The sequence below is a fragment of the Halomonas koreensis genome (genome assembly GCF_031451675.1).
Classification (GTDB): Bacteria; Pseudomonadota; Gammaproteobacteria; order Pseudomonadales; family Halomonadaceae; genus Halomonas; species Halomonas koreensis.
The window spans coordinates 62155-80687 of sequence record NZ_JARWAK010000013.1; the positions used below are offsets into that span (position 1 = coordinate 62155).

The window sequence follows — 18533 nt, forward strand, 5'->3', positions numbered from 1 at the left end:
ATGCCGGGCATTCTAACAGCATCGGGCGCCCTCGCCTTGCACCATCGCCTCCGGACGACAATAGTGAAGGATCCCGCCGTCAGAGACTAAGGAGAGGTCCATGCGCTTCCCCACGCCCGGCCGCCTGCACCGTGCCCTCGCCCCCCGCCTGCTGGTCGGGGCCCTGCTCGCGCCCTCGCTCGCCCTGGGCCAGTCGGCGATTCTCGAGGGCGAACGCTTCCATCCCGAGGTCGGCACCCATGGCATGGTGGCGACCAGCCACTTCCTGGCCTCCGAGGTGGCCCACGAGGTGCTCGCCGAGGGCGGCAACGCCGTGGACGCCGCGGTCACCGCCGGCTTCGCCCTGGCGGTGACCCAGCCGCGCTCGGGCAACATCGGCGGCGGCGGCTTCATGCTGATCTCCGACGAGGCCAGCGGCGAGGTGATCGCCATCGACTACCGCGAGACCGCCCCGGCCGGGGCCACCGAGACCATGTTCCAGGACGAGGACGGCAACGCCGTCGCCGAGTGGTCGCGCTTCACCCACCGCGCCGCCGGGGTGCCCGGCACGGTGGCCGGCCTGGCGCTGGCCCTCGAGGAGTACGGCACCCTGAGCCTGGCCGAGGCGCTGGCGCCGGCGATCCGCCTGGCCGAGGAAGGCTTCACGGTGCCCCAGCGCTTCGTCGACGGCGTGGCCGAGGCCGGCGAGCGCCTGACGAGGTGGGACGCCACCCGGGCGATGTTCTACAAGGAAGACGGCAGCCCCTACGCGGTGGGCGAGACCTTCCGCCAGCCGGACCTGGCGGCGACGCTGCAACGCATCGCCGAGCAGGGCGCGCGGGAGTTCTACGAGGGCGAGACCGCCGAGCTGATCGTCGCCGAGATGCAGCGCCACGACGGCCTGATCACCCGCGAGGACCTGGCCGGCTACCGGCCGGTGATCCGCGAGCCGAGCCACGGCACCTATCGCGGCCATGACATCTACGCCATGAGCCCGCCCTCCTCCGGCGGCGCCCACATCGTACAGATGCTCAATATCCTCGAGGCCTACGACATCGGCGCCATGGGCTTCGGCGCCGCCGACACCATGCACCTGATGGCGGAGGCCATGAAGCGCGCCTACGCCGACCGGGCCGAGTACCTGGGCGATACCGACTTCGTCGAGGTGCCGCTCGACGGCATCACCTCCGAGGGCTATGCCGATGCGCTGCGCGCCGGCATCGCCATCGATCGGGCCACGCCCAGCGACGAGATCGCCGCCGGCGACCCGGCGCCCTTCGAGTCCAACGAGACCACCCACTTCTCGATCGCCGACGACGATGGCCTGGCGGTCTCCAACACCTACACCATCAACTTCAGCTACGGCTCGGGCATCGCCGTGGAGGGCGCCGGCTTCCTGCTCAACAACGAGATGGACGACTTCTCCGCCAAGCCCGGCGTGCCCAACGCCTACGGCCTGATCGGCGGCGAGGCCAACAGGATCGAGCCCGGCAAGCGCATGCTATCGTCGATGACCCCCACCATCGTCAAGCGCGACGGCGAGAACTACCTGATCACCGGCAGCCCCGGCGGCTCGCGGATCATCACCACCACCCTGCAGGTGGTGATGAACGTCATCGACCACGGCATGAACATCCAGTCGGCGGTCAGCGCGCCGCGCCTGCACCACCAGTGGCTGCCCGACGAGCTGCGCATCGAGGCCGGCTTCAGTCCCGACACCCTGTCGCTGCTCGAGGCCCGCGGCCACACCCTCCGCCAGCAATCGGCCATGGGTGCGGCCCAGTCGATCGTGATCGACGACGGCCGCTTCTACGGGGGCGCCGACCCGCGGCGGGCCACCTCCTCGGCCATGGGGCTGTGAGGGTGCGCGCGACGAGACCACGGGCGCGCCCCCTGAACCGGCGGCGGGCCGCGATGACACGCTACCGCCCGGGGCTCGCCCTGGTGCTGCTGGCCGCGGGCTGGCTGGCCGGCTGCGCCGGCCCCCACTATCTGCAGCCGGCGCCCGAACGCAGCGTCCAGGTGCCGGCCGTGGGCCGGGGCCAGGCGGTTCGGGTGATCGCCCGCGACGCCCGCGAGGAGGCGGTGATCGGTTCCCGCTCCGGTAGTGCCGGCACCACGGCGGTGATCATCGTCGACCCCGGCGCGCTGACGGCCCGGCTGCAGGCCGAGGCCGAGCGGGCCGTGCGCGACATGGGCTTTCGCCCCACCCGCGACGCCGCGCCCGGCCGCCCCCGCCTGACGCTGACCCTCGAGCGGCTCGCCTACGATCGCGGCGAGGCGCCGCCGCTGGTCGGCAGCGTGCGCCTGACGGCCGTGCTGGTGGCCGAGGCCCGTCACGACGGCACCACCCACACCGGCACCTACACCGCGCGGCGCAGCCGGCAGTACGCGGTGAAGCCGGACCGCGAGGCCAACCAGGCGATGGTCGAGGCGCTGCTCGCCGACGCCCTGGATCGCGCCTTCGGCGACCCGGCGCTGGCCGGCCTGCTGTCGCGCTGAGCGCCGCGTCCCCGGGGAGGCTCGCGGCGCTCAGTCGCCCCGCGGGCCGCGCCGGGTCAGCGCCCAGACGCTCTCGCGAAAGCCGCTGCCCGGCTCGGGGGCACCGTCTTCCAGGTGGACGAGCTCGAAGTTGGGCTCGAACAGCGCGCGGATCTCCTCGGCGCCGACGCTGTAGGGCGGGCCGCCCTCGTCGCCGGGGGCCCGGGTCAGGCCGATCAGCAGGCCGCGGCTGCCGGGGGGGATCAGCTGGGCCAGGTGGAAGGCGTAGCGCTGGCGAGTCGCCTCCGGAAGGGCGATCAGTGCCGCACGATCGTAGAAGGCCCCGATCTCGGCGGCCTCCTCGATGTGGAAATGGAAGAAGTCGCCGCACCACAGCTCGATGCTGCCCTGGCGGCTGACCGCGAAGCTGTCGTGGTGGTAGCGCGAGACCTCGCCCACGCCCTCGGCCAGGAACTGCTCGATGGCCTCCTCGGCCAGCTCGATGCCCAGCACCGGGTGGTCGTGGCGGGCCAGCCAGCGCATGTCCAGGCTCTTGCCGCACAGCGGCACCAGCACCTTGGTGCCGGGGGTGACGCCGAGCGCCGGCCAGTGGCGCACCAGGGCCGGATGCTCCGCGTCGCGGTGGAAGCCGATGCGTCCCTCGCGCCAGCGCCGCTGCCATTCGTCGTTCATGGGGCCTCCGCTCAGAACCAGCGGTCGCGCTTGCGACGGCGACGCGGCAGGTGCGGGACGATCAGGCCGACCAGCAGCCCGGCCCCGGCCACCCCGCCGCCGTACATGAAGTAGCGCATCAGCAGGTCTTCCTCCTGGGTGTCCAGGCGCGCCCGCAGCTCGCGAATGGTGCTGCGTGAGGCCTCGCTCTCCGATTCCAGCGCATGGTTGCGCTGCTCGAGCTCGGCGATGCGCCGTTCGCGCACCTCCAGGGTCTCGGTCAGCGAGGCCATGCGGCTCTCCCAGGTCTCGTTGATGCCCGACAGCTCCTCGGAGAGCGTCTGGACCCGCGCCTCCAGCTCGGGCAGGCGTACCCGCGCGCTGGGCGAGTCCTGGAGATCGCCCGCGGGCACCCACACCACGTCGCCGCTCCGGCTGCGCACCCGGGCATAGTCGCCCTGGGTCTCGAGCACCTCCACCGGCTCGCCGGCGGTCAGGGTGCCGACGATGCGGTAACCGTCGGTGGGTCCGCTGCGCACGAAGGTGGTCAGGTCGTCGGCCACCCAGTGGGAGGCCGAGCGGGCGTCGTCCTGCTGGGCCTGCACCGGCAGGGCCAGGACCCCGAGCACCGCGCCCAGGGTCATCAGTGTCTTGCATCGTTGCATGGTCATGCCGTCATCCTGGCTATCCAAGGCTCTGTTTGCGCTGCTCCGCGGCGATGGTGGCCGGCACGGCCCTTCCCTGACCCGCCGGCGGCGATGATTGCGAGGCGCGGCGCCCGGTCATCCACAGCTTCTGTGGACAACTGCCGGGACAACCGCTGGAAACCCTCGGCCAGGCGGCATGGCTGTCGACAAGACGACGCATCGGTCATTTCGTGACCGCCCACCCACCCGACGGAGGCGGCTCAGGATACCACAGCCCCCGGGGCACCCTGGCCCCTGCCCGCGGCGACGCGTATAATACAGGCCCTCGTCGGACGGCCCCCGCGGCCGCCTCGTGTTCCTGCGAATCCGAATCCCTATCCACCGGTGAAACCCGTCGGGCCCAGGCGCCACGACCTATTCTTATGGCGAAGAAACTCTTCATCAAGACGCATGGCTGCCAGATGAACGAGTACGATTCCGCGCGCATGGCGGATCTGCTCGGCGAATCCCACCAGCTGGAGCTCACCGACGACGAGCGCGACGCCGACGTCATCCTGCTCAACACCTGCTCGATCCGCGAGAAGGCCCAGGAGAAGGTCTTCCACCAGCTGGGTCGCTGGAAGAAGCTCAAGGAGGCCAATCCGGACCTGGTGATCGGCGTGGGCGGCTGCGTGGCGAGCCAGGAGGGCGAGGCCATTCGCAAGCGCGCCCCCCAGGTGGACATGGTGTTCGGGCCCCAGACCCTGCACCGGGTGCCGTCGATGCTCGACGCCCGCGCCGACGACCAGATCTCGGTGGTCGACGTCACCTTCCCCGAGGTGGAGAAGTTCGATCACCTGCCCCAGCCGAGCAGCGACGGCGCCACCGCCTTCGTCTCGGTGATGGAGGGCTGCTCCAAGTACTGCACCTTCTGCGTGGTGCCCTACACCCGCGGCGAGGAGATCTCGCGGCCCTTCGAGGCGGTGATGGACGAGGTCATCCACCTGGCCGATCAGGGCGTTCGCGAGATCAACCTGCTGGGCCAGAACGTCAACGCCTATCGCGGCGAGAACCGGCTCGGCGAGGAGATCGACCTGGCGGAGCTGATCGCCTGCGTGGCGGCGGTGGAAGGCATCGACCGCATCCGCTTCACCACCTCCCACCCGGTGGAGTTCTCCGACAGCCTGATCGAGGCCTACGACGAGATCCCCGAGCTGGTCAGCCACCTGCACCTGCCGGTGCAGGCCGGGTCCGACCGCATCCTGGCCGCCATGAAACGCGGCCACACCGTCGAGGAGTACGTGGAGAAGATGGAGCGCATCCGCGCGCTGCGCCCCGACATCAGCTTTTCCTCGGACTTCATCGTCGGCTTCCCCGGCGAGACCGAGGAGGACTTCGCCGCCACCATGGACCTGATCGGCCGCATCGGCTTCGACGTCTCCTTCAGCTTCGTCTACTCGGCCCGCCCGGGCACCCCCGCGGCGGGCCTCGAGGACGACACCCCCGAGGCCGTCAAGAAGCAGCGCCTGGCGATCCTGCAGGAGCGCATCAACCAGCAGGCCATGCAGATCAGCCGGCGCATGGTGGGCACCACCCAGCGCATCCTGGTCACCGGCTTCTCGCCCAAGGACCCGGGCCAGCTGTCCGGGCGCACCGAGAACAACCGGGTGGTCAACTTCCGCGCCCCCAACCCCACCGAACTGATCGGCTACTTCGTCGACGTGGAGATCACCGAGGCACTGCCCAACTCGCTGCGCGGCGACCTGGCCTCCCCGGAGCGCTTCTAGACGCCGGCACGACACGATGGGCCGATGCAGGGGTGCAAGGCGCCGGGGCAGGCCGAAGCGGAGGGCCTGCGGCGCCCGGGGATGGGGGCCGGCAACTCCTCGATGGTCCGGCACTCCGGGACCGTCGCCGGATCGGCCCCGCCCTGTTTCCGAGCCCCCTTCATTGCCCTTCTAGCTACCGGGGCAGTAAGCTGACCCCGACATCCATCAACCCACGGACCCGCCCGTCTTGAGCCAGCCATCCACAGCGGCGAACCGCGTCATCACCCTGAACCTCGAGCCCAACGATCCCCAGCGCCTGGCCAACCTGTGCGGCCAGCACGACGAGCATCTCAAGCTCATCGAGTCGCGTCTCGGCGTGACGCTGCGCAACCGGGGCAACGTCTTCCAGCTGGCCGGCCCCGGTCCCCGGGTCAAGGCCGCGGCCAACGTGGTCGAGCACCTCTATCGCGAGGCCGAGGCCAGCGAGCTGACCCCGGACACCGTGCACCTCTTCCTCCAGGAGTCCGGCCTTCAGGCCCTCGAGGAGGAGGAAGGCCCCGGCGGCGACGACGAGGTGCTGCTGCGCACCCCCAAGGCGCTGATCAAGCCTCGGGGGCTCAACCAGCAGAACTACGTCTCGAGCATCCGCGCCCACGACATCAACTTCGGCATCGGCCCGGCCGGCACCGGCAAGACCTACCTAGCCGTGGCCGCCGCGGTGGAGGCCCTCAACCAGCAGGAGGTGCGCCGCATCCTGCTGGTGCGCCCGGCGGTGGAGGCCGGCGAGAAGCTCGGTTTCCTGCCCGGCGACCTGGCCCAGAAGATCGATCCCTACCTGCGCCCGCTCTACGACGCCCTCTACGAGATGATCGGCTTCGAGCAGGTGGCCAAGCTGATCGAGCGCCAGATCATCGAGATCGCGCCGCTGGCCTACATGCGCGGCCGCACGCTCAACAACGCCTTCATCATCCTCGACGAGAGCCAGAACACCACCCGCGAGCAGATGAAGATGTTCCTGACCCGCATCGGCTTCGGCTCCACGGCGGTGATCACCGGCGACATCACCCAGGTGGACCTGCCCCGCGGCCAGACCTCGGGACTGATCCAGGTGCTCGAGGTGCTCAAGGGCACGCCGGGCATCGGCGTCACCCACTTCGCCGCCAAGGACGTGGTGCGCCACCCCCTGGTGCAGCGCATCATCGAGGCCTACGACGCCTTCGAGGCCGAGGAGGAGGCCCAGGCCCGCGCCAGGCGCGAGGAGCGCGAGGCGCTGCGTCAGGAGCGCCGGGAGCGCCAGGACGGCGGCGAGGGTCGCTCATGACCCGCGCCGTCGTCGACCGCCAGGTGGCGCTCGAGGCCGATGGCCTGCCCGACCAGGCCGCGCTGGAGGCCTGGGCCGAGGCCGTGCTGGCCCGCCATCCCGACGAGGCCCGCACGGAGGTGACGGTGCGCTTCGTCGACGCCGCCGAGAGCCGGGCGCTCAACCGCGACTACCGCGACCGGGACAAGCCCACCAATGTGCTGTCCTTCCCCTTCGAGACGCCGCCCGGCATCGAGCTGCCGCTGCTCGGCGACCTGGCGATCTGCCACCCGGTGGTGCTCGCCGAGGCCCGGGATCAGGACAAGGCGGTGCACGATCACTACGCTCATATGGTGATCCACGGCCTGCTGCACCTGCTGGGCCATGACCATATCGAGGACGACGAGGCCGAGGCCATGGAGGCCCTGGAGCGGGAGATCCTTGCCGGCCTGGGCATCGCCGACCCCTACCTGACGCCCAGCCCGCCTGATCGCGATTCCGATACCGAGGACGAGAGACCCGACGCATGAGCGAAGACCGATCGAGTAGCCAGGGCAACCGATCCTGGCTCGACAAGCTGTTCAGCGCCCTGACCAGCGACAGCGACGAGCCGAGCTCACGGGACGAGCTGCTGGAGTTCCTGCGCCAGGCGGCCACCCGGCTGAAGCTCGAGCAGGATGCCATGATGATCATCGAGGGCGCGCTGAACATCAGCGACCAGCAGGTCCGCGAGGTGCTGATCCCGCGCTCCCAGGTCACCGCCATCGCGCTCGACCAGCCGCTGGAGGAATACCTGCCAGTGATCCTCGAGACCGGCCACTCCCGCTACCCGGTGGTCGGCGAGAACCTCGACGAGGTCAAGGGCATCCTGCTGGTCAAGGACCTGCTGCCCCTGCTGCGCGGCGGCCAGGACAACGGGCATCCCTTCCGCCTCGAGGAGGTCCTGCGCCCGGCGATGTTCGTGCCGGAATCCAAGCGCCTCAACAGCCTGCTCAAGGAGTTCCGCGACACCCACAACCACATGGCCGTGGTGGTGGACGAGTACGGCGGCACCGCGGGCATCGTCACCATCGAGGACATCCTCGAGGAGATCGTCGGCGACATCGAGGACGAGCACGACACCGACGAGGAAGAGGACATCCGCGCGCTGGGCGACGAGCGCTATGCCATCCGCGCCCTGACGCCGATCGATGACTTCAACGAGCGCTTCGGCACGCACTTCTCGGACGAGGAGTTCGACACCCTGGGCGGCCTGGTGATGCAGCGCTTCGGCCACCTGCCGGGGCGCGGCGAACATACCGAGATCGGCGGCTGGCGCTTCACCGTGCTCAACGCCGACAACCGCCGCATCCGCCTGCTGGAGGCCGAGCCGGCCCGGGATGCGACCACGGACTGATCCCCCTCGCCAAGGACGGTTGCCATGCTGCCACCCCGCATCCGCCGGCTGCTCGGCCCCCTGGCGGCCATCGCCGCCGGCGGGCTGACCACCCTGTCCGCGGCCCCCTTCCACCTCTGGTGGCTGGCGCCGCTGGCCGCCGGGCTGCTGTACGCCGGCCTGCCCACGCTGTCGCCGGGCCGCGCCGCCCTGCGCGGCTGGTGCTACGGGCTCGGCCTGTTCGGCACCGGGGCCTCCTGGGTCTACGTCTCGATCCACGACTACGGCTATACCGGTGTGCCCCTGGCGCTGGCCCTGACGGCGCTGTTCGTCGCCGCCCTGGCGCTGTTCTTCGCCGTCACTCTGGGGCTCTACCGGCGCCTGTGCGGCCCGCGCCTGGCTCCGCTGAGCTTCGCCGGGGCCTGGGTGCTCGGCGAGGCCCTGCGCACCTGGCTGTTCACCGGCTTCCCCTGGCTGCTGCTGGGCAGCGGCCAGGTGGATGCGCCCCTGGCCCCCTGGGCGCCGATCGGCGGCGTCCACCTGCTGTCGCTGGCCGTGGCGCTGACCGGGGCGCTGGGCGTGGAGGCGCTGCGCCGTCGCGCCTGGGCCGTGCTGCCGCTGGCCGGGCTCTGGCTGGCGCCCCTGGCGTTGCCCGCCCAGTGGACCTCGCCCGCCGCCGAGCCGCTGCGGGTCGCCCTGCTGCAGGGCAACCTGCCCCAGCGGATCAAGTGGACCCCGGAGGGCCAGCGGGTCGCCGTCGAGACCTACCTGTCGCTCACCGCCGCGGTGGGCGACGACCGGGACCTGGTGATCTGGCCCGAGGCCGCGCTGCCGATGTTCGCCGACCAGGCGCGCCCGATCCTGGCCCGCGCCCGGGCGCTGCTGCCGCCCGACACCCGACTGGTGACCGGCATCCTGCAGCGCGACGGCGAGGGCCTCTACTACAACAGCGTGCTCGAGGCGGGCGGCGACGGACAGGCCTACCGCAAGCGCCACCTGGTGCCCTTCGGCGAATACCTGCCCCTGGAGCGCCTGCTGCGCGGGGCCATCGCCTTCTTCGACCTGCCGATGCCCACCATGACGCCGGGCCCGGCCGCCCAGGCCCCGCTGCGCGTGGCCGGCACCCGGCTGGGCAACGCCATCTGCTACGAGATCATCTATGCCGACCTGGTGGCCGAGCAGGCGCGGCGTTCCGGGGTGATCCTGACGGTCTCCAACGATACCTGGTTCGGCGCCTCCATCGGCCCGCTGCAGCACCTGCAGATGGCCAGGCTGCGCGCCCTGGAGAACGGCCGCCCGGTGATCCGCGCCACCAGCAACGGCGTCACCGCCCTGATCGACGCCCACGGGCGCATCACCGAACGGGTGCCGCAGTTCCAGCAGGCGATCCTCGTCGGCGAGGTCGTGCCCCGCCAGGGCCTGACGCCCTTCTCCCGCACCGGCAGCTGGCCGGTCTGGGCGCTGGCCGCGCTGCTGGTATTGCCGGGCCTGCGGCTGCGCCGGGAGGTGTGAGGTGCGAGGTGCGAGGTGCGAGGTGCGAGGTGCGAGGTGCGAGGTGCGAGGTGCGAGGTGCGAGGCAGCGAAGCCTGATTGCTCCAGATAGCACAAGGGGCGGCCAGGCCGCCCCTTACGCCTTACCCCTGACGCCTCACTCCTTCGGCTCGCCGAGCACTTCCGGGATGGTCGTCTTGACGTAGCGGCCGGGCGCCGGCTCCAGGATGTCCAGCTCGCCGTCGCCGGGCTGGCGGGCCGGCACCATCCTCTCGGCGTCGGCATAGCCGTTGTCGGTCATCCAGGCCTGCCAGTGGGGCCACCAGGACCCTTCGTGGGCCTCGGCGCCCTCCAGCCATTCCTCCGGCGTGGGCGGCAGTTCGTCGTTGGTCCAGAAGCCGTACTTGTTCTTGTGGGGCGGGTTGACGATGCCGGCGATATGGCCGGAGCCGCCCAGCACGAAGGTCACCGGCCCCTTGGGCAGCAGCGCGCCGTAGTAGGTGCTGTTCCACTTGGCGATATGGTCGTCCCGGGTGGAGACGAAATAGCTCGGCACCGAGATCTTGCGCAGGTCGATCTTCACGCCGTCCAGCTCGATGCCGCCGGGCTCGACCAGGCGGTTCTCGGCATAGAGGTGGCGCAGGTACCAGCCGTGGGTGGCCGCCGGCAGGTTGGTGCCGTCGGTGTTCCAGTACAGCAGGTCGAAGGGCGCGGGCACCTCGCCCTTGAGGTAGTTGTTGATGTAGAAGGACCAGAAGAGGTCGTTCTCGCGCAGCAGGTTGAAGGAGTAGGCCATGACCCGGCCATCCAGGTAGCCATCCCGTTCGAGCTTGGCCTCGATGCCCTGGAGCACCGGCTCGGCGAGGAAGACGCCGATCTCGCCGGGATCCCGGAAGTCCCACAGGCTGGTCATGTAGGTGGCCGACTTGACCTTGCGGCCGCGCCGGGTGCTGGTCAGGTAGGCCACGGTGGAGCCCGCCAGGGTGCCGCCGACGCAGTAGCTCAGCAGGTTGACCGACTTCTCGCCGGTGGCCTGCTCGATGGCCTCCATGGCACTGATCGGCCCCAGCTGCATGTAGTCCGCCCAGGTCAGGTCGCGCTGCGCGGGGCCGGGATTGCGCCAGGAGATCAGGAAGACGGTGTGACCCTGGTCCACCAGCCACTTCACCAGGGAGTTGTCCTGGCGCAGGTCGAGGATGTAGTACTTGTTGATCCAGGGCGGCACGATCAGCAGCGGCGTCTTGTAGACCCGCTCGGTGCTCGGAGTGTACTGGATCAGCTGGATCAGCTCGTTCTCGTAGACCACCGCCCCCGGGGTGACGGCGATGTTCTCGCCGACCGCGAAGGCGCTGCGATCGGTCATGGTGACATTGAGTCCCTCGGCGGAATGGGCCAGGTCCCGGCGCAGTCGCGCCAGGCCATCGACCAGGTTCTCGCCGCGGGTCTCCAGGGTGCGGCGCATCACCTCGGGGTTGGTGGTGATGAAGTTGGTCGGCGCCATGGCGTTGACCAGCTGGCGGGCGTAGAAGGCCAGGCTGCGCTTGTGGTCCGGCGACAGCCCCTGCAGGCGCTCGATCAGCTCCTCGACCAGGCGCGAGAACAGCAGGTACTGCTGCATGATCGCCCGATAGAAGGGATCCCGGTGCCAGGCCTCGTCCTGGAAGCGGCGATCGCCCCGGGCCGGCGTCACCAGGGGGGCCTCCTCCTGGCCGGCCATGGCCTTGAGGCCGCTCTGCCACAGCCGAAGCTGGTCCTGCATCAGCCGCGCCTGGGTCTCCCACAGCAGGGACGGATCCTGCATCAGCGATTCGGCACCGGCCTGGAAGGCCTCGCGCATGTGGCCCTGAACGGACGCCGCGGCGTCATCCGGCACCATGCGCGGCAGCAGGTCCTCCAGCAGGGCCCGGTATTCCTCGCCGATCGCCCTCAAGTGCGCGTTCCAGGCCTCGAGTTCGGCCTGCGATGGTGCTTGTACCCCTGGCTGCATGGACCCCTCCTGTCGTTGCCACGCCTGAACGGCCCCCGCCGCCTCGTCGAACGAAGCGGCGGGGGCCGCCGATTCCCCGCGATGCTCAGCTGCGCTTGCGCGCGGCCTGACTGGTCGCCTTGGCCGGCGTCTCCGCCTTGGCCTCGGCCTTGCCGGCGGAGGCCTCGGACGGCGCCGCCCCGGCCTGGGAGGCCTGCTCGGCGAGCGCCTGGCCGGACTCGGCGTAGAGCTTCTCGAGCTCGGCCTTGAACTCCAGGCTCATCTCGCCCAGGGCCCGCGCATCCTCCAGCATCTGCTTGGAGAGGGCGTTCATCATCTCGGCCTGGCGGGTGCCGAAGTCGCGGAGGCTCTCGGCGTCGGTGATCTCGGTGGCGTCACGCAGCCGCTCGGTGCCCATCTGGCTGTAGCGCTTGAGCGACTCCATCTGGTACTCGGACATCCGCTCCATGTTGTGGAGCATCAGCGCATTGAGCTTGCGCATGGGCTCGAAGAACTGGCGGGTCTGGTCGTTGAAGGCGTCGAACGTCTTGTCCTGCATGGTCACTCCTCCCGGTGGGAAAGCGGACGAAAGCCGTGCTGCACTGCACAAAGCGTAGTCTGGCATGGCTGACGTTGCAATACGGTGACGGGAGGACCAAGGTCGTAGGCGGGATCACTCCTCGCGGCGGCGGCGGGAGCGGGCGCTGGCCGGGGCCGCGCCCTCGTCCCGCCCGCGCGGGGCCTCCTCGCCACCGGACGAGGCGGTGCCCGAGCCGGCGGCGGCCTTGCTGAGCATGTCGAGCATCATCTGCTGGTAGTTGCCGAAGCTGGCCAGCCCCTGGGACAGCCCCTGCTGGAGCATCGGCTGTTGCAGGAAGGGCTGCATCAGGCTCATGGGGTCGTAGCCCTCGACCCCGGATTCCATCTGCTCCTGGATGCGCTCCAGCAGCTGCTGCTGGAAGGCCTCCACATCGGGCAGGCCCAGGGCACGGCGGAATTCCTCGGGGGTCAGGTCGAACTCGACGTTGATCTTCATGATGACCGCCTTGTCGGAGAGGTGTGCGCGAGTGACGCTCCCAGTGTAGCAGCCCGCTCAGGGCAGCCGCGGGGTGGTCACGGTGACGTCCTGGTTCTGGCCGCGATGGCGCAGCAGGTGGTCCATCAGCGTCAGCGCCATCATCGCCTCGGCGATGGGCGTGGCGCGAATGCCCACGCAGGGATCGTGGCGGCCCTTGGTGACCACCTCCACCGGATTGCCATCCCGATCGATGGAGCGTCCCGGGGTGGTGATGCTCGAGGTCGGCTTGAGGGCCAGGTGGGCAACGAGCGTCTGACCGCTGGAGATGCCGCCCAACACGCCGCCGGCATGGTTGGAGAGGAAGCCGTCCGGGGTCATCTCGTCGCGGTGCTCGCTGCCACGCTGGGCCACCGAAGCGAAGCCGTCGCCGATCTCCACGCCCTTGACCGCGTTGATGCTCATCAGGCCGTGGGCCAGCTCGGCATCGAGGCGATCGAAGACCGGCTCGCCCAGCCCCGGCGGCACCCCCTCGGCGACCACCGACACCTTGGCCCCCACCGAATCCTGGTCGCGGCGCAGCTGGTCCATGTAGGCCTCCAGCTCGGGCACCCGCTCCGGGTCGGGGCAGAAGAAAGGATTGTCGTCCACCGACGCCCACTGCTTGAAGTCGATGGCGATGGGGCCGAGCTGGCTCATGTAGCCGCGCACGGTGATGCCCTGGGCCGCCAGGTACTTCTTGGCGATGGCGCCGGCCGCCACTCGCATGGCGGTCTCCCGGGCGCTGGAACGCCCGCCGCCGCGGTAGTCGCGGATGCCGTACTTGTGCTGGTAGGTGTAGTCGGCATGGGCCGGGCGGAACTGATCCTTGATCTTCGAGTAGTCCTTGGAGCGCTGGTCGGTGTTCTCGATCAGCAGCCCGATGGCGGTGCCGGTGGTCACCCCCTCGAAGACCCCGGACAGGATGCGCACCCGGTCCGGCTCCTGGCGCTGGGTGGTGTGGCGCGACGAGCCGGGGCGGCGCCGATCCAGGTCGCGCTGCAGGTCCGCCTCGGAGAGCGGCAGCCCCGGAGGGCAGCCGTCGACGATGGCGCCCAGCGCCGGGCCGTGGCTCTCGCCGAAGGTGGTGACGGTGAAAGACTTGCCGAAGGTGTTGCCGGACATGGGCGTTCCTCTTGACGACTCAGCTGAAGGACGCCGCATGGGCGTCGAGTTCCGCGGCGGTCAGGACGAACACCCCCTGGCCGCCGCGCTCGAATTCCAGCCACAGGAAGGGCACCTCGGGGAAGGCGGCCTCCAGGTGGTGGTCGGAGTTGCCCACCTCGACGATCAGCACGCCGGCGTCGGTCAGGTGGTCGCGGGCCTCGCGCAGGATGCGCCGCACGATGTCCAGGCCGTCCGCCCCGGCGCCCAGCGCCAGCCCCGGCTCGTGGCGGTACTCGGCGGGCATGGTGGCCAGGTCCCGGGCATCCACGTAGGGGGGGTTGGCGACGATCAGGTCGTAGCGCCGGCCCGCCAGGCCGTCGAAGACGTCGGACGCCACGGCCCGCACCCGGTCGCCGACGTCGTGCCGGGTGATGTTGCGACGCGCCACCGCCAGGGCCTCGGGGCTGACGTCCGCCAGGTCGACCTCGCAGGTGGGCAGGTGCAGGGCCGTGGCGATGCCGATGCACCCGGAGCCGGTGCACAGGTCGAGGACCCGGGCCGGCGGCTCCACCGGGAACCAGGCGCCGAAGCCGTGCTCGATCAGCTCGGCGATGGGCGAGCGCGGGATCAGCACCCGCTCGTCGACGCTGAAGGGCACGCCGGCGAAGAAGGCCTCGCCCAGCAGGTAGGGCAGCGGCCGGCGGGTGGCGATCCGCTCGCGGACCAGGGCGACGATCCGCGCCCGCTCCATGGGCAGCAGGCGCGCGTCCTGCACGCCCGGATCCACGTCCCAGGGCAGGTGCAGGGCGCCCAGCGTCAGCGCCACCGCCTCGTCCCAGGCGGAATCGGTGCCGTGCCCGAAGTGCAGGCCGGCCAGGTGGAACTCGCTGGCGGTCCAGCGCAGGCAGTCCCGGAGGGTGATCAGCCCCTCGACGAGGGCCTCGTCGTCCAGGGCCAGGGTGGAAGCGGGCGAGGGAGCGGAAGGTTCGGCCACGAGACATCCTGTGGTTGTCGATGGGAAGGGCGTCGGAAGCCGATTGTAACCTCGCCGGCGGTTCACAGCCACGCCAGGGCCGGTATACTCGGACTCTCGCGGCCCGCCCCGCGGCGCCCGCCGCTCGCCACGGCGATGGCCCTGCCGGCACTCGCCATCGCCCCGTCGCCAACGCCAGGTCAGAGAGTCTCATGAGCCGACGCCGCCACGCCCCCGACCACGACGAGATCAGCGCCTTCCGCCAGGCCCTGAGCGAGGCCGGCGTGCGTCCACTGCGCAGCGACCGGGCCGACCCCGGGCGCCCGCGCCGCGCCGAGGAGGCGGCCCGCGCCCGCCGCGCGGCGGCCACGGCGGCCGGCGAGGACGCCGCCTCCGGCCGGACCTCCGACGGCCGCGTGGAGGCGGTGCGGCCCTCGGAATACCTGGACTTCGCCCTGCCCGACCTGCCCTACCGCGAGCGCCAGCAGCTCAAGCGCGGCCGGATCGCCTGGGAGGCCGGCCTCGACCTGCACGGCTACACCCTGGAGGAGGCCCGGGCCCAGCTGGAGGGCTTTCTGGGCGACGCCGCGGCCGACCGGGCGCGCTGCGTGCTGGTCGTGCACGGCAAGGCCTGGGGCGCCCAGGCGGACTACCCGGTGATCAAGAGCCACGTCAACGCCTGGCTGCGCGAGTGGCCCAGCGTGCTGGCCTTCTGTTCGGCCACCGAGGCCGACGGCGGCACCGGTGCCGTCTACGTGCTGCTGCGTCGCCGCCGCGACGGCCTCTGATCCCGGCTACGCCTGCTCGCCGTCGCGGGGCGGGGCCGCCGCTTCCGGCCCGCCGTCGGGGTCGGCGGGCGGCAACGGCTCGACGGCCACACTGGACGCCGCCTCCCGCTCGAGGCGCTCCAGCGCCTGCCGGGCCAGGTGGCGTCCCAGCGCGATCAGCGCCTCGGCGCGGTGGAACTCGTAGGCGCCGCACACCGTCTTGGGCACCTCGATCAGCACGTCGGGGGGGTAGCCGGCCACCTTGTACTTGGCCAGCGCCGCCTGGGTGACGTCGAAGGAGGCCAGGATCATGTCCAGCCGTCCCCAGGCGCGCCGCCCGCGGGCGATGCCGTCGTCCTCCTCGCTCTCGCCGCCGCTCGACAGGCCGTCGAGCAGCCGCCGGGTAGCCCCTCGCACGCCCTCCATCCAGCCGCCGAAGTCCACGCCTCCACCCGAGTCCCGGGCCGCCTCCCGGGCCTGCTCCTCGGCCGCCTCCTCGGGCGGCAGCAGGGCCTCCAGGCTCACCGGCCGGGCGCTCTGGGCGGTGACGTTGACCGCCATGACGACGTCGGCGTGGGTCGAGACCGTCGGCATGATCGGCAGGGGGTTGAGCAGGCCGCCGTCCACCAGCACCTGGTCGCCGCGATGCAGCGGGGTGATCACCCCGGGCACGGCGATGGAGGCGCGGATGGCGTCGAGCAGCGAGCCCTGCTGGAACCACACCTCGCGCTGCCGGGTCATGTCGGTGGCCACGGTGGTCACCGGGATCGACAGGTCCTCCAGGCGGATGTCGCCGACCAGCTCGTCGAGCTTGTTCATCACCTTGTTGGCGCGCATCGCACCCATGGGGCTCCAGGTGACATCCACCAGGCGCAGCACATCGAAGTAGTCGAGGCGACACACCCAGTCCTTGTAGCGGTCCAGCTGGCCCGCGGCGTAGACGCCGGCCACCAGGGCGCCCATCGAGCAGCCGGAGAGCGCCACGACCTCATAGCCCCGCGCCTCGAGCTCCTCGATCACGCCGATATGGGCATAGCCCCGGGCGCCACCGCTGCCCAGGGTCAGCGACACCCGCCGGCCCTTGTCATGACGCCTGCTCATCGCGCTCCTCCGTTCACGGCTGTGCCTCCTCGATCGCGTGCGCCACCGCCGCCACCCGGGACGCCTCGAGATGCAGGTGATGGCCGCCGGGCAGCACCCGGCGGCGCAGGCCCTTCAGCGCCGCCCGGGCCGCCGCGGCGCTCGCCCGGCCGGCGAGGATGCCGTCCTCGGCCTCGATGCACAGCGCCGGGCAACGGATCGCCTCCAGCAGGGCCAGCGCCTGCTCCGGCGTGAAGCGCACCGGCGAGGGCCGCAGCAGGCGCGGATCGGTGCGCAGCCGGAGGTGGCCGTCGTCCGTCTCGATCAGGTTGCGCGCCACCATCGGCCTTGCCGTCTCGGCCTCCAGGGGCGTGACGCCCCCGGCGACCCGGGCGGCCACGGCGCTCTCGCCATCAGGATAGCGTGGCGCGCGCGAGACCGGCCGGCGATGGGCGCGCAGCCCCTTGCGCAGCTGGTCGGGCGTGCGGGCCGCCTCGGTGGTCAGCACCCCCAGGCCATCGATCAGCGCCAGCCGCGTCACCCGTTCCGGAGCGGCGGCGGCCACCAGGCAGGCCACCCCGGCCCCCATGGAGTGTCCCAGCAGGGGCGCGTGGGTCAGCGACAGGTCGTCCAGGGCATCGAGCACGTCGTGGGCGTAGTCCCAGATCGCGTAGTCGCCGCCGCCGGGCAGGTGGCGGGAGTGGCCATGGCCGGCGAAATCCAGCGCCACCACCCGGATGTCGAGCGCCTCGACCAGCCGCGGCGCCAGCCGTGCGAAGCTGGCGGCGTTGTCCAGCCAGCCGTGCAGGGCCAGCCAGGTGGGCGCCTGGGCCTCGCCCCAGGCAAGTGCCGCCAGCCGTCCCCCGGCCAGGCTCAGGGCCGTGGGCATCGTCATGGGCCTGCCGCCTCCAGCGCCACGATCATGCCCTGCAGCGCCTCGCGGGTCGCCTCGGGGTGCTCCATGGGGAACATGTGACTGCCCGGCACCTCCGCGACGCGCACGCCGCGTCGCCGCAGGCGCCGCCGGCGCCGCGGAGTGAGCAGGTCGGAGTCGCGACCGGCCAGCACCCCCACCGGCACCCGCAGCCGTTCGGGCAAGGCGTCCAGGTGGTCGGGCAGGTGGCGGAACACCGCCACCTCGATGTCGGGATCGAACAGCAGCACCACCCGGCCGTCGTCGAGCTTGCGGGTACCGCCCTCCACGTAGTCGGCCAACGCCTGGTCGGTGAAGCGGCGGAACAGCCCCCGCCGACGCAGGTAGTCGCGCATGGCCCGGGCGTTCGACCAGGTGGTCCGCCGGCCCAGGGTCTTGCCCGCCGGGGTGAAGCGGTCGACCAGCCCCAGGCGCTTGATCGCCTTCATGGCCAGCGCATCCAGCCCCAGCATCAGCGGCGGGTCGAGCATCACCACGCAGCGGAAGCGCTCGGGGGCCTGCTCGGCGGCCATGGCCATCAGCACACCGCCCATGGAGTGGCCGACCCCGACCACCGGGGCCTCGAAGGTCGCCAGGTGCGCGAGCAGCTCGTCGCGCAGGGCCAGCCAGTTGTGCCCCACCGGGAAGTCGGGGTGGTGGCCCAGGCGGTCCAGGGGATGGACGTCGAAGCGCCCGGCCAGGGGCGTCAGCAGGCTGCGGTAGCTCAGGCCCGGGAAACCGTTGGCATGGGCGAAGACTAGCGGGTCGCGAGCGGCGGTGTCATTGGCGGGCATGGCGTGATCCGGTCGGAGGCGTCGAGTGGCGATAGCAGGCTAACGGGAATACCATGGGGCGCCAAGTCGCCTTTCGGCCACCTCGATCAACGGAGCCCCGCGTGAAGCCCGACAAGCCGCCCCGCGATACTCGCACCCGCAACCGTGTCTTCTTCCTGACGGTCATCGTCGCCGTCGTGGTCGGCC

18 protein-coding genes are annotated in these 18533 nt (G+C 71.2%); 8 read left to right on the forward strand and 10 right to left on the reverse strand.

All coding sequences use genetic code 11. From position 1 onward, the window contains the following. Nucleotides 1–100: 100 nt before the first annotated feature. On the forward strand, nucleotides 101–1840 hold the full coding sequence (gene ggt, locus QC818_RS14465; protein WP_309653570.1) for a gamma-glutamyltransferase: 1740 nt from the start codon (nucleotides 101–103) through the stop codon (nucleotides 1838–1840). Nucleotides 1841–1893: 53 nt separating this feature from the next. Next, entirely contained in the window at nucleotides 1894–2481 is a 588-nt protein-coding gene (locus tag QC818_RS14470) for a YajG family lipoprotein (RefSeq protein WP_309653571.1), read from the forward strand. 30 nt (nucleotides 2482–2511) lie between these two features. Here the strand turns inward: QC818_RS14470 and QC818_RS14475 are convergent, their stop codons facing one another. Both QC818_RS14475 and QC818_RS14480 read right to left on the reverse strand, forming a co-directional pair. Then, nucleotides 2512–3153, reverse strand: a complete 642-nt coding sequence (locus QC818_RS14475; protein ID WP_309653572.1) for a class I SAM-dependent methyltransferase — start codon at nucleotides 3151–3153, stop codon at nucleotides 2512–2514. Nucleotides 3154–3164: 11 nt separating this feature from the next. Continuing rightward, nucleotides 3165–3803, reverse strand: coding sequence for a TIGR04211 family SH3 domain-containing protein (locus QC818_RS14480; protein WP_309653573.1), 639 nt, complete (start codon nucleotides 3801–3803; stop codon nucleotides 3165–3167). 398 nt (nucleotides 3804–4201) lie between these two features. On the opposite strand from QC818_RS14480, the gene miaB reads away from it, so the two are divergent. The 5 genes from miaB to lnt all read left to right on the forward strand — a co-directional run bounded on the left by miaB (nucleotide 4202) and on the right by lnt (nucleotide 9714). Continuing rightward, nucleotides 4202–5545 carry a tRNA (N6-isopentenyl adenosine(37)-C2)-methylthiotransferase MiaB gene (gene miaB / locus QC818_RS14485; RefSeq protein ID WP_309653574.1) on the forward strand — a complete coding sequence of 448 codons (1344 nt, stop codon included), beginning with the start codon at nucleotides 4202–4204 and terminating at the stop codon, nucleotides 5543–5545. A 229-nt stretch (nucleotides 5546–5774) separates the two neighbouring features. Further along, nucleotides 5775–6848, forward strand: a complete 1074-nt coding sequence (locus QC818_RS14490) for a PhoH family protein (protein WP_309653575.1) — start codon at nucleotides 5775–5777, stop codon at nucleotides 6846–6848. Continuing rightward, a complete protein-coding gene (gene ybeY / locus QC818_RS14495; protein WP_309653576.1) occupies nucleotides 6845–7357 on the forward strand; it encodes an rRNA maturation RNase YbeY in 513 nt (170 codons plus the stop codon). The genes QC818_RS14490 and ybeY overlap by 4 nt, the downstream gene beginning before the upstream one ends. Further along, on the forward strand, nucleotides 7354–8223 hold the full coding sequence (locus tag QC818_RS14500) for an HlyC/CorC family transporter (RefSeq protein ID WP_309653577.1): 870 nt from the start codon (nucleotides 7354–7356) through the stop codon (nucleotides 8221–8223). Before ybeY ends, QC818_RS14500 begins: the two co-directional genes overlap by 4 nt. A 24-nt stretch (nucleotides 8224–8247) precedes the next feature. Further along, a complete protein-coding gene (lnt, locus tag QC818_RS14505; RefSeq protein ID WP_309653578.1) occupies nucleotides 8248–9714 on the forward strand; it encodes an apolipoprotein N-acyltransferase in 1467 nt (488 codons plus the stop codon). A 136-nt stretch (nucleotides 9715–9850) separates the two neighbouring features. On the opposite strand, the gene phaC is transcribed toward lnt, so the two are convergent. The 5 genes from phaC to prmB form a co-directional block, all read right to left on the reverse strand. Beyond that, on the reverse strand, nucleotides 9851–11680 hold the full coding sequence (gene phaC, locus QC818_RS14510) for a class I poly(R)-hydroxyalkanoic acid synthase (protein WP_309653579.1): 1830 nt from the start codon (nucleotides 11678–11680) through the stop codon (nucleotides 9851–9853). A gap of 85 nt (nucleotides 11681–11765) precedes the next feature. Next, on the reverse strand, nucleotides 11766–12218 hold the full coding sequence (locus QC818_RS14515; protein ID WP_309653580.1) for a phasin family protein: 453 nt from the start codon (nucleotides 12216–12218) through the stop codon (nucleotides 11766–11768). A gap of 114 nt (nucleotides 12219–12332) precedes the next feature. Then, nucleotides 12333–12695 (reverse strand): DUF6489 family protein, encoded by a 363-nt coding sequence (locus QC818_RS14520; protein WP_309653581.1) that lies wholly within the window; start codon nucleotides 12693–12695, stop codon nucleotides 12333–12335. A 57-nt stretch (nucleotides 12696–12752) separates the two neighbouring features. Beyond that, a complete protein-coding gene (gene aroC / locus QC818_RS14525) occupies nucleotides 12753–13838 on the reverse strand; it encodes a chorismate synthase (RefSeq protein ID WP_309653582.1) in 1086 nt (361 codons plus the stop codon). A gap of 19 nt (nucleotides 13839–13857) precedes the next feature. Beyond that, the gene (gene prmB, locus QC818_RS14530; RefSeq protein WP_309653583.1) at nucleotides 13858–14814 is read right to left on the reverse strand and encodes a 50S ribosomal protein L3 N(5)-glutamine methyltransferase; all 957 of its coding nucleotides are present in this window, start codon (nucleotides 14812–14814) and stop codon (nucleotides 13858–13860) included. Between the two features lie 191 nt (nucleotides 14815–15005). On the opposite strand from prmB, the gene QC818_RS14535 reads away from it, so the two are divergent. Then, nucleotides 15006–15581: a Smr/MutS family protein gene (locus tag QC818_RS14535; RefSeq protein WP_309653584.1), complete on the forward strand. Its 576-nt coding sequence runs from the start codon at nucleotides 15006–15008 to the stop codon at nucleotides 15579–15581. A 6-nt stretch (nucleotides 15582–15587) separates the two neighbouring features. On the opposite strand, the gene QC818_RS14540 is transcribed toward QC818_RS14535, so the two are convergent. From QC818_RS14540 to QC818_RS14550, 3 genes are read right to left on the reverse strand one after another with little or no spacing between them, the layout of a single operon-like run. After that, nucleotides 15588–16661, reverse strand: a complete 1074-nt coding sequence (locus QC818_RS14540) for a patatin-like phospholipase family protein (RefSeq protein ID WP_309653585.1) — start codon at nucleotides 16659–16661, stop codon at nucleotides 15588–15590. Between the two features lie 13 nt (nucleotides 16662–16674). Then, nucleotides 16675–17535, reverse strand: coding sequence for an alpha/beta fold hydrolase (locus QC818_RS14545; RefSeq protein ID WP_309653586.1), 861 nt, complete (start codon nucleotides 17533–17535; stop codon nucleotides 16675–16677). Further along, a complete protein-coding gene (locus tag QC818_RS14550; RefSeq protein WP_309653587.1) occupies nucleotides 17532–18347 on the reverse strand; it encodes an alpha/beta fold hydrolase in 816 nt (271 codons plus the stop codon). Before QC818_RS14550 ends, QC818_RS14545 begins: the two co-directional genes overlap by 4 nt. Between the last annotated feature and the right edge of the window lie 186 nt (nucleotides 18348–18533).

Excerpts from the sequence above, each read along its gene's own strand:
- QC818_RS14550 (WP_309653587.1), bottom strand. The coding sequence starts at position 18,347 with ATGCCCGCCAATGACACCGCCGCTCGCGACCCGCTAGTCTTCGCCCAT.
- ggt (WP_309653570.1), top strand. The coding sequence starts at position 101 with ATGCGCTTCCCCACGCCCGGCCGCCTGCACCGTGCCCTCGCCCCCCGC.
- miaB (WP_309653574.1), top strand. The coding sequence starts at position 4,202 with ATGGCGAAGAAACTCTTCATCAAGACGCATGGCTGCCAGATGAACGAG.
- QC818_RS14520 (WP_309653581.1), bottom strand. The coding sequence starts at position 12,695 with ATGAAGATCAACGTCGAGTTCGACCTGACCCCCGAGGAATTCCGCCGT.
- QC818_RS14480 (WP_309653573.1), bottom strand. The coding sequence starts at position 3,803 with ATGACCATGCAACGATGCAAGACACTGATGACCCTGGGCGCGGTGCTC.
- QC818_RS14500 (WP_309653577.1), top strand. The coding sequence starts at position 7,354 with ATGAGCGAAGACCGATCGAGTAGCCAGGGCAACCGATCCTGGCTCGAC.
- QC818_RS14535 (WP_309653584.1), top strand. The coding sequence starts at position 15,006 with ATGAGCCGACGCCGCCACGCCCCCGACCACGACGAGATCAGCGCCTTC.
- QC818_RS14540 (WP_309653585.1), bottom strand. The coding sequence starts at position 16,661 with ATGAGCAGGCGTCATGACAAGGGCCGGCGGGTGTCGCTGACCCTGGGC.
- aroC (WP_309653582.1), bottom strand. The coding sequence starts at position 13,838 with ATGTCCGGCAACACCTTCGGCAAGTCTTTCACCGTCACCACCTTCGGC.
- lnt (WP_309653578.1), top strand. The coding sequence starts at position 8,248 with ATGCTGCCACCCCGCATCCGCCGGCTGCTCGGCCCCCTGGCGGCCATC.
- QC818_RS14475 (WP_309653572.1), bottom strand. The coding sequence starts at position 3,153 with ATGAACGACGAATGGCAGCGGCGCTGGCGCGAGGGACGCATCGGCTTC.
- QC818_RS14515 (WP_309653580.1), bottom strand. The coding sequence starts at position 12,218 with ATGCAGGACAAGACGTTCGACGCCTTCAACGACCAGACCCGCCAGTTC.
- QC818_RS14545 (WP_309653586.1), bottom strand. The coding sequence starts at position 17,535 with ATGACGATGCCCACGGCCCTGAGCCTGGCCGGGGGACGGCTGGCGGCA.
- ybeY (WP_309653576.1), top strand. The coding sequence starts at position 6,845 with ATGACCCGCGCCGTCGTCGACCGCCAGGTGGCGCTCGAGGCCGATGGC.
- phaC (WP_309653579.1), bottom strand. The coding sequence starts at position 11,680 with ATGCAGCCAGGGGTACAAGCACCATCGCAGGCCGAACTCGAGGCCTGG.
- QC818_RS14470 (WP_309653571.1), top strand. The coding sequence starts at position 1,894 with ATGACACGCTACCGCCCGGGGCTCGCCCTGGTGCTGCTGGCCGCGGGC.